Source organism: Undibacterium sp. TJN19 (assembly GCF_049339485.1).
Classification (GTDB): Bacteria; Pseudomonadota; Gammaproteobacteria; order Burkholderiales; family Burkholderiaceae_D; genus Undibacterium.
Window position 1 is genome coordinate 139,071 of sequence record NZ_JBMPPL010000004.1, and the last position, 12,230, is coordinate 151,300.

Annotated in this window: 13 protein-coding genes; 3 read left to right on the top strand and 10 right to left on the bottom strand. The window is 51.3% G+C overall.

The features are described from left to right. Positions 1–23: 23 nt before the first annotated feature. Both ACO0LH_RS14105 and ACO0LH_RS14110 read left to right on the top strand, forming a co-directional pair. Positions 24–2,039, top strand: a complete 2,016-nt coding sequence (locus ACO0LH_RS14105) for an FAD-dependent oxidoreductase (RefSeq protein WP_422941738.1) — start codon at positions 24–26, stop codon at positions 2,037–2,039. A 37-nt stretch (positions 2,040–2,076) separates the two neighbouring features. Then, positions 2,077–2,505, top strand: a complete 429-nt coding sequence (locus ACO0LH_RS14110; RefSeq protein ID WP_422941739.1) for a nuclear transport factor 2 family protein — start codon at positions 2,077–2,079, stop codon at positions 2,503–2,505. Positions 2,506–2,541: 36 nt separating this feature from the next. On the opposite strand, the gene ACO0LH_RS14115 is transcribed toward ACO0LH_RS14110, so the two are convergent. The 7 genes from ACO0LH_RS14115 to ACO0LH_RS14145 are packed head-to-tail and all read right to left on the bottom strand — an operon-like array spanning position 2,542 to position 8,342. Beyond that, positions 2,542–2,994, bottom strand: a complete 453-nt coding sequence (locus ACO0LH_RS14115; RefSeq protein ID WP_422941740.1) for a nuclear transport factor 2 family protein — start codon at positions 2,992–2,994, stop codon at positions 2,542–2,544. A 6-nt stretch (positions 2,995–3,000) separates the two neighbouring features. Beyond that, positions 3,001–3,768 (bottom strand): SDR family NAD(P)-dependent oxidoreductase, encoded by a 768-nt coding sequence (locus tag ACO0LH_RS14120; RefSeq protein ID WP_422941741.1) that lies wholly within the window; start codon positions 3,766–3,768, stop codon positions 3,001–3,003. Continuing rightward, on the bottom strand, positions 3,765–4,334 hold the full coding sequence (locus tag ACO0LH_RS14125) for a DUF3833 domain-containing protein (RefSeq protein ID WP_422941742.1): 570 nt from the start codon (positions 4,332–4,334) through the stop codon (positions 3,765–3,767). Before ACO0LH_RS14125 ends, ACO0LH_RS14120 begins: the two co-directional genes overlap by 4 nt. Positions 4,335–4,371: 37 nt before the next feature. Beyond that, the gene (locus tag ACO0LH_RS14130; protein ID WP_422941743.1) at positions 4,372–4,950 is read right to left on the bottom strand and encodes a chalcone isomerase family protein; all 579 of its coding nucleotides are present in this window, start codon (positions 4,948–4,950) and stop codon (positions 4,372–4,374) included. Next, entirely contained in the window at positions 4,947–6,209 is a 1,263-nt protein-coding gene (locus tag ACO0LH_RS14135; RefSeq protein ID WP_422941744.1) for a class I SAM-dependent methyltransferase, read from the bottom strand. Before ACO0LH_RS14135 ends, ACO0LH_RS14130 begins: the two co-directional genes overlap by 4 nt. Beyond that, positions 6,206–7,036 carry a DUF1365 domain-containing protein gene (locus ACO0LH_RS14140; protein WP_422941745.1) on the bottom strand — a complete coding sequence of 277 codons (831 nt, stop codon included), beginning with the start codon at positions 7,034–7,036 and terminating at the stop codon, positions 6,206–6,208. The genes ACO0LH_RS14135 and ACO0LH_RS14140 overlap by 4 nt, the downstream gene beginning before the upstream one ends. Before the next feature lie 4 nt (positions 7,037–7,040). After that, positions 7,041–8,342 carry an NAD(P)/FAD-dependent oxidoreductase gene (locus ACO0LH_RS14145; RefSeq protein WP_422941746.1) on the bottom strand — a complete coding sequence of 434 codons (1,302 nt, stop codon included), beginning with the start codon at positions 8,340–8,342 and terminating at the stop codon, positions 7,041–7,043. A gap of 236 nt (positions 8,343–8,578) precedes the next feature. Here ACO0LH_RS14145 and ACO0LH_RS14150 point away from each other — a divergent pair, with 236 nt between their 5' ends. Then, positions 8,579–9,199 carry a TetR/AcrR family transcriptional regulator gene (locus ACO0LH_RS14150; protein ID WP_422941747.1) on the top strand — a complete coding sequence of 207 codons (621 nt, stop codon included), beginning with the start codon at positions 8,579–8,581 and terminating at the stop codon, positions 9,197–9,199. On the opposite strand, the gene ACO0LH_RS14155 is transcribed toward ACO0LH_RS14150, so the two are convergent. The 3 genes from ACO0LH_RS14155 to ACO0LH_RS14165 are packed head-to-tail and all read right to left on the bottom strand — an operon-like array spanning position 9,196 to position 12,137. Continuing rightward, a complete protein-coding gene (locus tag ACO0LH_RS14155; protein ID WP_422941748.1) occupies positions 9,196–9,429 on the bottom strand; it encodes a DUF2783 domain-containing protein in 234 nt (77 codons plus the stop codon). The genes ACO0LH_RS14150 and ACO0LH_RS14155 overlap by 4 nt on opposite strands. Before the next feature lie 8 nt (positions 9,430–9,437). After that, entirely contained in the window at positions 9,438–11,123 is a 1,686-nt protein-coding gene (locus ACO0LH_RS14160) for an FAD-dependent oxidoreductase (RefSeq protein WP_422941749.1), read from the bottom strand. Positions 11,124–11,171: 48 nt separating this feature from the next. Further along, entirely contained in the window at positions 11,172–12,137 is a 966-nt protein-coding gene (locus ACO0LH_RS14165) for an MBL fold metallo-hydrolase (protein WP_422941750.1), read from the bottom strand. Positions 12,138–12,230 lie beyond the last annotated feature (93 nt).

Sequence of the window (12,230 nt, forward strand, 5' to 3'; positions counted from 1 at the left end):
TACCTCATACCTAAGGAAAAGCCATGTCATTTTATCCACACCTGACAAAGCCACTTGATCTGGGCTTTACCAGCCTGCCTAACCGCCTCTTGATGGGTTCCATGCACGTAGGGCTGGAAGAAGTCGATAATGGTTTTGAGCGCATGGCTGCCTTTTATGCAGAACGTGCACGCGGCGGTGTGGCGCTGATCGTCACCGGTGGTATCGCGCCAAATGAAAGAGCGCGCCCCATGCATGGCGGCGCCATGCTGACGACGCCTGAAGAAGCCGAACATCACAAACAGATTACTGAAGCCGTGCACAAGGAAGGCGGCAAGATCGCCATGCAGATTCTGCATTTCGGCCGCTATTCTTATCAGCCTACGCTGGTGGCACCCAGCGCCATCAAGGCACCGATCAATCCCTTCAAGCCGCATGCATTGACGACAGAAGAAGTGGAGGAAACCATTTCTGATTTTGTCCGTTGTGCGGGCCTGGCACAATCTGCGGGTTACGACGGTGTCGAAGTGATGGGTTCAGAAGGCTATCTGATCAATGAATTCATCGCCCAGCGCACCAACCAGCGTGATGATGAATGGGGTGGAGAATATAAAAACCGTATCCGCTTCCCGATAGAGATCGTGCGTCGCATCCGTGAAAAAGTCGGCACCAATTTCATCATCATTTATCGCCTGTCCATGATAGACCTGGTCGAGGGCGGCTCGACACTAGACGAAGTGATAGAACTGGCGCGAGCCATAGAAGCAGCCGGCGCCACCATCATCAATACCGGTATAGGCTGGCATGAAGCACGCATACCAACGATAGCCACCAAAGTGCCGCGCGCTGCTTTTGCCTGGGTAACCAAAAAACTCAAAGGCCATGTCAAGATCCCGCTGGTGGCAACGAACCGTATCAACACCCCGGAAATTGCCGAGCAACTGCTGGCTGAAGATTATTGCGACATGGTGTCGATGGCGCGCCCGTTGCTGGCTGATCCCTTATTCATGCGCAAGGCTGAACAAGGCAAGGCTGATGAAATCAATACCTGCATCGGTTGCAACCAGGCCTGCCTTGATCATACTTTTGGTGGCAAGGTCACTTCCTGTCTGGTCAATCCGCGTGCCTGCCATGAGACTGAACTGATCGACGCGCCTTTGGAAAAAGCCAAACGCATTGCCGTCGTCGGCGCAGGCCCGGCTGGTTTGAGCTTTGCCACGACCGCCGCCAAGCGTGGCCATGCAGTCACCCTGTTTGATGCGGCATCTGAAATTGGCGGTCAGTTTAATATTGCCAAGCAGGTACCCGGCAAGGAAGAGTTTTATGAAACCCTGCGTTATTTTGGCAAACAGATAGACCTGACCGGCGTACACCTGAAACTCAATACCAAAGTCAGTGCCGCAGACCTGCAGGAATTTGATGAAGTCGTACTGGCAACCGGCATCAGCCCGCGTACCCCGGCCATCGATGGCGTGGATCATCCCAAGGTATTGAATTACCTGGATGTACTGCGCGACAAAAAACCGGTAGGCAAACTGGTCGCCATCATCGGTGCTGGTGGTATCGGTTTTGACGTGGCGGAATACCTTTGCCACAGCGGCACCAGCGCCAGTCTCGATGCAAAAAAATTCTTTGCTGAGTGGGGTGTCGACACCGACTATAAAAACGTCGGCGGCCTGTGTGAAGCAGAAGTCGAAGCACCAGCACGTCAGATTTTCCTGTTACAGCGCAAAACTTCCAAGGTTGGAGATGGCCTGGGTAAAACCACAGGCTGGATACACCGCACCGGTTTGAAGAATCGCCATGTGCAAATGATTGCCGGTGTGACCTATGACAAGGTAGATGATGCCGGTTTGCATATCACCGTTGGTGGTGAGCAAAAATTGATCCCTGCTGACAATGTGATCCTGTGTGCAGGGCAAGAACCGAAACGGGATTTGCAGGCAGCGCTGGAAGCAGCAGGTAAGCCGGTACACCTGATCGGCGGTGCGGATGTAGCGGCAGAGCTCGATGCTAAACGCGCCATCAACCAGGGTACCCGCCTGGCAGCAGTCATTTAAAGACATTGAAGTCTGTTCAAACTGTTCAAGGATAATCATGAAAAATGTACCTGACGCCGTTGCCACCTCCTTGCAAACCTGGCATCAGATGATTGCCAGTCGTGACCTGGCGGCCTTGCCGTCCATCGTTCATTCTGAAGCCGTGTTCCGCTCGCCGATGGCGCATCAACCTTACGCCAGTGCGCAAGCGGTTGTGCTGATTTTATCTACCGTTGTCCAGGTATTTGAAAACTTTACTTATCATCGTGAACTGGCGTCTGATGATGGCTTGAATATTGTGCTTGAATTCAGCGCCACGGTCGGTGACAAGCAGTTGAAAGGTATAGACATGATACGTTTCGACGAAGCCGGAAAAATCGTCGACTTCGAAGTCATGGTCAGGCCCATGAGTGGCTTGCAGGCACTGGGACAGGAAATGGGCGCAAGACTGGCGCAGTATTTGCCTGCCTACAAAGCGGCGAAATAGGGCGGCAAGTAAGCTGACAAAAAGGCGCGCATCTTCTTATTGGCGCGCCTGCCGTTTCAGAAAACGCATGAGGCTTCCCAGCACGGGCAGTTTTTCATACAGTTCTTCAGCAGCATCCCAATAATCACGGTGAAAACTGACGCGGCCATCAGCTGCAAAGCGGATATGGGTTGCACCGCGTATGCATTGTTCTTCATTGTTGAAACGTTTCATGCTGAATAGAAAATCCCAGCAAATGAAGGCGCTGTCATCTTGCAACACCGATGAAGTTACCCGAAAACGTGGTGCGCTAACCTGTACAAACATATGCTGGAAAACCTGGTTGATCGCCTTGATGCCACGCAGTTCATTGAACGGGTCCTTGAAATAAGCGTCTTCCGTATACACGCCAGATAAATCCTGGCAGGACAGCGGCGATATATTTTCAAAAAAATTGATCAGGCTTTTGAGACTGGCCTGGTGATCTTTTCCATTGGATATGGTAGTCATGCTTATTTATAAACCAGTGATTTTATGAACCAGACGAAAATAGAGAGGGTACGGCAATAGCCTTGCCAGCCTCAGCCAGTTCGTAAAGCGTTTTGGGAAGTGTATGTGAAAGTCGCCGCGCTCCATACCCTTGACTACGGCCTGCGCCGCGTCAGGTGCACTCATCAGGGCGGGCATTTTAAAATCATTTCCCTCAGTCATCGGTGTTTCTACGAAACCGGGATTGATCATGTAGACCGCGATATCTTTTGGGCGCAAATCCAGGAATAGTGATTCGCATAAATTGATGATTGCTGCCTTGGTCGGTCCATAGACCAGGGCCTTGGGTAGGCCCGATAAACCCGCAACTGAGCCGACGATACCGATGCCACCATCGCCTTGCCTCAGCAATGTAGGCAAAATGACGTCAAGACATTGATAGACGCCGCGCAAATTGACATCAATCAGTTTCTGGGCCGCATGCAGATCAAAGCTGTCTGCACGCATTTCATTGTAGGCACCGGCTACGATGAGTACCAGGTCGATTTTTCCCCAGCTATGCACTAACAAATCGCGACTGCGTACCAGTGTGTCATGCTCAGTAATATCGAGTGGCGCGACAATTGCCTGCGGATAGGCATGGGCAAGGGTTTCAAGCTGAGTCTGGTTTCTGGCAGACAGGGCAACCCTGGCACCATTTTGCAAAAGCAGACGCGCAGTTTCTGCACCTATACCGGTCGAAGCCCCAATGACCCAGACATGCTTGCCTTCCCAGCTTTTTATTTTGGGATTCATGGCATGGCATTACTGCGTTTGGTAAACGACAGGGTAATGCTACCCAGCTCCACCCCCAGCTTGCGCATGATGGCGCGGTTGAGCATGACCTTGTCACTCATCAGCACCATGGTGTCATCGAAATTGACGTTATAAACGCTGCCATTGACAGGCAAAGCCAATACATAATTCCAGTGCAGGGTATTGCCTGAGACGACCCCCTGGGCTTCACCGACTACATCAGCTGCGGTACCTATAAAACGGTCTGCCGCTACTTTTTTTAGTGTCCAGACGCGTTTTTGCTTTGTCCCATCAGAATAACTAAAATCTTCGTCCAGTGTGCCGGTGTCACCGTTCCAGTGGCATTGCATGACGACGGTGAAGCGCTTGACGATAGTACCCGATCTGTCCTGAAACATGCCCCATGCGTCGACTGAGCCGTTGAAATAGGTTTGCAAATCCAGCCTGGGTTGTTCGTTCATATAACGGGCCGGGTCATAGCTGCCTGCGCAGGACGCCAGAAACACGCAGGCACTGAGCAGGCCAATTCGGCATATGGACTCAAATAATCTAGATAACTGCTTCATAGTCTGCTTTCATAAATTTGACGCACATTGATAAGACTTAATTCGTGCTGGATTTTGATCCGAGCAAATTTTTTCTCAGTTCTGGCGCTGAAGTTTTTTTGTCCAGCCAGATGGCAAAGAAAGCGTGGGCAAATTCAGCGTCGCGGATTTCACCCAATAATTTTCCGTTGAAATAAAATCGCGCGGCTTCATTGGGTATATAAATACCCGTGATGTGATTACCTTCTTTCACGTCGGGGAACAAGGCTTTCATCTGTGCCAGCCAGTGCTGGCGTTTTTCAGCTGTACCCAGTTTCAGCTTTTCGATTTCTTCTATGCTGGCCTCGGCGATTTTTTTCCCATACAGCGTACGTGCATAGTGAAGATCCAGTGCAAAACGCGCTGTTTTGCCACCATCGGGGGTATACGCTTCCGGCCCCGTCCACAAGGCAGCATCGTAAATATGCAGACCAAACCAGCGAAAGCTGCCGCTGCCTTGCAGGCTGGCTTGCGGTATTTCTTCGCGTACATGCGGTGGTGCGACGGTATTCGTTGACTGCGCTGCTGCGAAGCCACTGCATATCAGCAGTACAGCAAGAGCTGAACGAAAGTACATCACGGCTTTGCCTGAAGTCATTTTTTTCTCAGCGTGAATTGCGCGACATTGATGCTGTCTGCACGGAAACCGGCTTCGCAGTAAGCCAGATAAAATTCCCAGGTACGTAAGAATTCGTCATCAAATCCCTGGGCTTTGACTTCGGCCAGTTTTTCCATGAAGGCCTGACGCCATTCCAGCAGCGTACGTGCATAATCCAAGCCAAAGGTGAAGGTATCCAGCACTTCCAGACCATACTGCGCTGCCATCTGATGAAATCTTTCTATCGAAGGCAACATCCCACCGGGGAAAATGTATTGCTGGATGAAATCCGTGCCCTTGCGATAGCGTTCAAACAGTTCATCGGCAATGACAATGCTTTGTATGCAGGCACGGCCACCCTGTTTCAGGTTGCGCTGTATACATTCAAAATAGCTGGGCCAGTAGGCTTCACCAACGGCTTCAAACATTTCTATCGAAGCAATCGCGTCATAGTCGCCATGGGCGTCGCGGTAATCCTGTATCTGTAACTGGCTTTGCGCATGCAGGCCCGCGTTTTGCAAACGTGCCTGGGCAAACGTCAATTGTTCGGTGGATAAGGTTAGACCCGTGACATGGGCGTTTGCATCGCGTGCAGCCATTTCGGCAAAACCGCCCCAGCCACAACCTATTTCCAATACCTTTGCCTGTTCCGGCAAGGCCAGTTGCTGCAGGATGCGGCGATATTTCTTTAATTGTGCGTCGTGCAGGCTTTCCACCTGGTCACCTGAAAAGATCGCACTTGAATACGTCATAGACGGGTCCAGCCACAGACGGTAAAAGTCATTACCTATGTCATAGTGGGCATGAATGTTCTTCTTGCTGCCTGTGCGTGAATTGCGGTTCAGCAGGTGTTTGATGCGATAGAGGAGATTGCCCCACCAGGTACCATAAATGACAGATTCCAATTGCTGGCGGTTGCGTGAAATCAGCTCTATCAAACCAGGCAGGCTGCTACTGGTCCAGTGACCGGCAATATAACTTTCGGCAAACCCGATATCACCGGATTTTAAAACCGAACGGTATAGCTGCCAGTTTCTCAGGTTCAGCGTGATATGGCGGTTACCGTCATCAGCACGGCCAAAAGTGGCGGTCTGCCCATCGGGAAACTGTATGCTCAGACTGCCATGTTCCAGCCTGTTGAGCAAAGTCAGCACAAACCTGGCTTCTGCCGGAAAGTGCGCGGTATCCAGTTGGGTCTTCTGCATAGTGCCCGATGTACTGGACGTGGCAGGTGCAAGAGTGGGGTGTAGGCTGCTCATCGACTTAGCTCTTCAGATGGGGGAAGTGGTTTGGAAAAAAAAGGTACGCGTTTAAACCATAAACGCAGTGCCTGTAGATGAATGCGTAACATCACGCCTATCGTCATGAAGGGGTAACGCAACATGACTTTTAAAATCCTGCTGTCGGACATTTCGGTTTCTGTACCGCAGACACTTGTCAGCAATAAGGGGCCCAGCGCATCGTCATAATCGATCCTGGCCAGATACTTCATTTTTGTTTGCTCACCAACTTCCTGTCTGGCCTGCATGAAACGGAAGCGATATCCGCCTTCAACATTGCAGAAAGGCGAGACATGAAAGATTTTTTTTGCATGTAGCTCCGTACCAAAACCCAGGGTGTCGCCGTTTTCCAACAAGTAAAGATGCTTTTCACCAAAGGTATTGCGTACTTCGCAAACTATGGCACGCAGGCTGCCGTCTGCACGGTGGCAAAACCAGAATGCGACGGGATTGAATACATAAGCCAATACGCGCGGAAAACATTGGAGCCAGACTTCGCCGTCGGCATCATGGATATTTTCTTTATGGAGCAAATTGTCCAGCCATTGTTTCAGTGGCTGTTGGCCATCACCATGATCGCGCTCGTGGAAGGACAGCAGATTAAAACGGTTCAGCGAAAAGAAGCGCAATCCCTTGCCAGTTGTCTGGTCCTGCAAACTGTGCAAGGGTACGCGGATGAAGAATACCCCGTAGCGAAAAGCATTTTTTGCCGGACGCAAACGTTTATGCTTGACTTCACCACAGCACAATACTGTAGCTGGCTTGGCCACATCGGCTTGTTTTTGTGATTCGAGTGAAGTATCCATAATGTCAGGCGGCTCTGATTCTTTGTTCTTGTTTGGCGTCTGCACAGGCCAGTATGCTTTCGGCAACGCGCATGCCTGACTTCAAGCCATCCTCGTGGAAGCCGTAGCCTGTCCAGGCACCGGCAAACCAGATATTGCGCCTGCCCTGGATATTCGCCAGTTGCGTTTGTGCTCTGACGGCATTGGCATCAAACACCGGATGCGCATAATCAAAACTGGCGATCACGCTCTCTGGTGAAGCCTCCTCTATCGGGTTCAAAGTCACGATGACTGGCGTCTGGAATGGCAGGGGTTGTAACTGATTGATCAGGTAGTGCACGCAGACGCGGGCCTCATTACCACTTTCACTTTGATAATTCCATGCTGACCAGGCTTTTTTATTGACTGGCAGGAAGCTGGCATCGGTATGCAGCACCGCACGGTTCGGCTGATAAGTGACTGCTGACAGCAGGTGGCGTTCAGCAGTGGTGGAGTCAGCCAGCAACTTGAGGCTCTGGTCGCTGTGCGTAGCAAGTACCACGTGTTCAAAATTTTGTGCACCTTGTGCAGTCTGGATTTCGATTACTCCGCGCGATTTCTCCCGCACGGTCAATACTGGCGTGTTCAGATAGGTATGCGCGATCAGTGGCAATATCTTTTCGACATATTGCCTTGCGCCTCCCTTGACGGTTTGCCATTGCGGCCTGTCATTGACTTGTAAGAGCCCGTGGTTATGGCAGAAATTGACGAAAGACGATAGCGGAAATGCCATCATGGTTTCTGTCGGGCACGACCAGATGCAGGCAGCCATGGGCAATAAATACCACTGGCGAAATTCTTTGCTGTAATGATGTTGGTCAAGAAAACTGCCCAGTGCTTGCTGGAAATCCTTGTGTGCCTGCGAATTTGCCAGTGCGGTCGTTTGCTTATTGAAACGAAGGATGTCGCGCAACATGCGTATGAATGCTGGGCTGAACAGATTACGCCGCTGTGCGAAGACTGTATCCAGATTGGCACCGGCCCATTCCATCACACGCTTGCCAGATTGACCTATCGGCATTTTTACCGAGAAAGACATATCGGTTGCTACGGTAGCGATATCCAGTTGCCTGAACAGCTTGACCAGGTTGGGGTAGGTCTTGTTGTTGAATACCAGGAAACCGGTATCAACGCCATAAGTCTGGCCTTCCAGTGTCACGTCAATAGTATGGGTATGTCCGCCAAAATAATCATTGGCTTCAAACAGGCTGACCTCGTGGCCAGCCCGGGACAAATCATAAGCACAAGACAGACCGGAGATGCCGGAACCGATGACGGCGATTTTCATGGGCAGGTATTGTTAAGTTTATAAAATAGGTCGCGACAAACAATTTGACGCTCTCTTACATAAATACGTATTCAAGCCAGCTTTGGATTCAGCACCAGCCCTGATTTTTTTGCAAATTCACAGTGAAATAGTTAGTTTCGATGCCTTACCTGGGCTAGAATGTGACTATCAATTTCAATTTGTGACTGATCAGTCACAAAATATACTACAAAGTTTTTATTTGTACAGAAAAAATTATGGAAATCAGAATTCCCTTTAAAAAACAACAGTTTGATGCGCGGGAAGAAGCCATCATTGACGCGGTCAACCGTCTTTTGTCAGAAAAGGGATATGACCTGATGACCATGGATGATGTGGCCGACGCGGTAGGTATTGCCAAAGGCAGCCTGTACAAGCACTTTTCTTCCAAAGAGAAACTGGCCGCCGCCGCCTTGACGCGCTTGCTGAAAGCAACGCTGGCAGAGCTTGATACATTGGCAGAAGATATGCGGGCGATCGACAAGATCAGGCACGTCCTGGCGTGGTCACTGCGATTGCGACTGCAAGGTGGTGTTCCGCATCTGCCATCGACCAGCCTGGCATTGCAGCGCAGCCTGATGCTCAATCTTGATTATGTGATGGTGGCTTTGCGCGTCAACAAACGTTTCTATGCGCTGGTGGGCAAGGCGCGCGAGCAGGGTGCTTTGACGCCGCAAGTGCCGGATGATGTCTTGGTATATACGCTGTATTCACGCGCCTGTGACCCGACGATGGAATTCCTGCTGCGCGACAAGCGCCTCACGCATGAGCAAATTGTTGATTCCATGGTGCATGCGACCATAGGCGGATTTTTGTCTGACCAGGCCAGGGCGCTTTAAATGGCTTGGGTGCTGCTGCCAGCCAGGCTTAAAGCCTGTTTCAATACCTCGATATCCCCGATATGATTTGCCAGCAGCAAGATCAGTTTGGCGTTCAGTGCGGCACTGTCTGCCTCGTTTAAATCGCGGTGGGCATCGATCAGCATCTGGTAGAAATCATCGCCCGCCGAATAATCGCGCAGGCTGGGCTGCGCTGCATGGTGGAAATTGGCTTGCAGATTGAGTTGCATGATTGTCCTTAAGATGAGGTATCTGCCACCGGTGCATCAGCAATGGCGCGACGCAAGCCAGCTTTAACTCTTGTCAGATTAAATTCACGCCAGCGTGCAGCGAGGTGCTGATCGGGGCGTGCCAGATAATAACTGCCATTATGCGCATCGTAACGCTGTACCAGCAAACCCTTCACGTCATGCAGCACCGGTAGATTTTCCTGGCCGCTAAGGCCTGTGGCAATGATGATGGTGTGAACAGGAATGACTTGTTTTTCCAGCGCTGCAAAATCTTGCAGCAGCTGTTCGGATAGATGCGCCACATCATCGCAAAAATACAGACCATAAAACTGGTGCTGTAAAAAATCCAGCAGATAGCCAGCCTTGCCATTACAGATAACTGGCCCGTCTTCCATCGGTGCACCGGCTTGCAGGCTGCCGGCAAAGGTATCCGTGTCTGGCGTATTCAAACGCGAAGTATGTAATACCGTGGGTACGGACAAGCGTCCTGAATTCACCAGTTTGCGTGCAAACGGATGTTGCTGTGCCAACTCAAGTACGGCATTGCGAAAGCATTTGCTGACCGTGCTTTTAGGTGTGATGAAATCGGTAGAGCGGGTGGAATTCAAGAGGTTTTCATCGGCGGCAAACACCCGCTCTTCCGAATAACTGTCCAGCAATGCCGTGCTGGCTTTGCCATCGGTGACCAGCTTCAGTTTCCAGACCAGGTTGTCGGCATCCTGTATGCCGGAATTGGCACCACGGGCACCAAAGGGCGATACTTGATGGGCGGCGTCACCGGCAAACAACACGCGACCATGGCGGAATTTTTCCATACGACGACACTGGAAGGTGTATACGCTGACCCATTCGAGTTCGAATTCCCTGTCGTCGCCCAGCATGGCCTGGATGCGTGGGATGACGTTCTCTGGCTTGCGTTCTTCTACCGGATCAGCATCCCAGCCTAGCTGGAAATCAATGCGCCAGACATTGTCGGCTTCGCGGTGCAGCAGTACCGATTGGTTGGGGTGAAATGGCGGGTCAAACCAGAACCAGCGCTCTGCCGGAAAATCTGCTTTCATGATGACGTCAGCAATCAGAAAGCGGTCCATGAACACCTTGCCTTCGACTTCCAGCCCCAGCATCTGCCTGACCGGGCTGCGTGCGCCGTCACAGGCGATCAGCCATTCAGCCTGTAATTGATAACTGCCATCAGCAGTTTCTATCGTCAGCGTGCAAAAGTCATGGTTTTGTTCTGCACCTGTGACCCTGTTTTTCCAGCGTAGTTCCACGCCCAGTTCCGTGGCACGCCGCACGAGAAAATCTTCGAGATAGTATTGCTGCAAATTCACCATGCCGGGGCGCTTGTGGTCTGGCGCTGGCAAGAGATTGAAATTGAACACCTCATCCTTGCGAAAGAAGGTGCGGCCTACATTCCACTCAACCCCTTTGCCAACCACGGCATCACCGACGCCCAGCCGGTCAAGTATCTCCAGCGTGCGCTTGGCGTAACACAGACCGCGCGAGCCGACTGACACGGTATCGTCATCGTCGATGAGCAGCACATCCAGCCCCTGCAATTGGCAATCTATTGCTGCCGCCAACCCGACTGGTCCGGCACCAATAATGACCACCTTGCGCCGCTTGATTTCTCTGGATTGCAATTCCGGCGGTGTCTGGTAAGAGAACTTTTGATATTGATAAGTGCTAAGCAAAACCTGGCTCCATAGGTGCGTTCCGTGCGGCGATACCTTTCAGTCAAATCAACCTTCCAGGCTCTTCCACATCTCAACGTCACGCTCAGCGGTCCACACACGTGGGTCAACATGCCCTGATGCTTCGTCAAAAGCGCGTGTCACGTCAAACGGCAGGCAGTGATCAAAGATGACCCAGTGACCATATTTAGGCTTCAGCGCCGCATAGGTATTTTTATATATGGTATTCAAGTCATGTTGCTGTTGTTGGCCCGCCTGGACGCTGGCATACAGGTCGCTGATGAAAGAGCGGGTTTCGGTCAGGCCCGCTGCTACCAGTTCCGGGGATGTCAGTGCGGCACCGCGGCCGGGTACCAGTTTTTCAGCCTGGAAGGCTTCGAGATTGCTGAGGGTTTGTGGCCAGTCAGAATAATAAGCATCACCAGCATAGGGTGTCGCCCCAAACTCTACCAGGTCGCCAGAGAACAGGACTTTTTCCGAAGGCAGCCAGACGATGGTGTCACCCTTGGTATGGCCACGCCCTACCTGCATGATCCTGACTTCGAGCTTGCCCAGCCATAAGGACATTTCACCCTTGAAGGTCATCGTTGGCCATGTCAGGCCAGGCACACTTTCGACTGCCTGGAACAGGCGCGGGAAGCGGCCTATCTCGCTTTTCATATCCGCTTCGCCACGCTCGACAATCAGGTCATAGGTATCGCGGCTGGCAATGATGTGCTCCAGGCCTTGCGCCACATAGCCGCTGGCACCCAGTACCCGCACGGCATGGTAATGCGACATTACAACGTATTTGATAGGCTTGTCCGTGATTTCGCGTATGCGGCGCACTACATCTTGCGCCATGACAGGCGTGGCTTGCGTGTCGATGACCATGACGGCATCGTCACCGATGATGATGCCGGTATTTGGGTCGCCTTCTGCTGTATACGCATAGGCATGCTCAGACAATTGCTGGAAGCTGACTTTCTTTTCTTCCAGATCAGCGTGGGAGGCGAATTTTTTTGTAGTGCTCATTGTTTATCCTTCAACATTGCTGCTGTTTTACTATCTGCTTGTTATTTTGCTTATTATTTGATTTTTAATGCATTCTTATGATCTGCCCAAAAA

What these genes read in the sequence shown, in the direction of transcription:
- ACO0LH_RS14105 (WP_422941738.1), top strand. Translation starts at nt 24, where the DNA reads ATGTCATTTTATCCACACCTGACAAAGCCACTTGATCTGGGCTTTACC.
- ACO0LH_RS14110 (WP_422941739.1), top strand. Translation starts at nt 2,077, where the DNA reads ATGAAAAATGTACCTGACGCCGTTGCCACCTCCTTGCAAACCTGGCAT.
- ACO0LH_RS14115 (WP_422941740.1), bottom strand. Translation starts at nt 2,994, where the DNA reads ATGACTACCATATCCAATGGAAAAGATCACCAGGCCAGTCTCAAAAGC.
- ACO0LH_RS14120 (WP_422941741.1), bottom strand. Translation starts at nt 3,768, where the DNA reads ATGAATCCCAAAATAAAAAGCTGGGAAGGCAAGCATGTCTGGGTCATT.
- ACO0LH_RS14125 (WP_422941742.1), bottom strand. Translation starts at nt 4,334, where the DNA reads ATGAAGCAGTTATCTAGATTATTTGAGTCCATATGCCGAATTGGCCTG.
- ACO0LH_RS14130 (WP_422941743.1), bottom strand. Translation starts at nt 4,950, where the DNA reads ATGACTTCAGGCAAAGCCGTGATGTACTTTCGTTCAGCTCTTGCTGTA.
- ACO0LH_RS14135 (WP_422941744.1), bottom strand. Translation starts at nt 6,209, where the DNA reads ATGAGCAGCCTACACCCCACTCTTGCACCTGCCACGTCCAGTACATCG.
- ACO0LH_RS14140 (WP_422941745.1), bottom strand. Translation starts at nt 7,036, where the DNA reads ATGGATACTTCACTCGAATCACAAAAACAAGCCGATGTGGCCAAGCCA.
- ACO0LH_RS14145 (WP_422941746.1), bottom strand. Translation starts at nt 8,342, where the DNA reads ATGAAAATCGCCGTCATCGGTTCCGGCATCTCCGGTCTGTCTTGTGCT.
- ACO0LH_RS14150 (WP_422941747.1), top strand. Translation starts at nt 8,579, where the DNA reads ATGGAAATCAGAATTCCCTTTAAAAAACAACAGTTTGATGCGCGGGAA.
- ACO0LH_RS14155 (WP_422941748.1), bottom strand. Translation starts at nt 9,429, where the DNA reads ATGCAACTCAATCTGCAAGCCAATTTCCACCATGCAGCGCAGCCCAGC.
- ACO0LH_RS14165 (WP_422941750.1), bottom strand. Translation starts at nt 12,137, where the DNA reads ATGAGCACTACAAAAAAATTCGCCTCCCACGCTGATCTGGAAGAAAAG.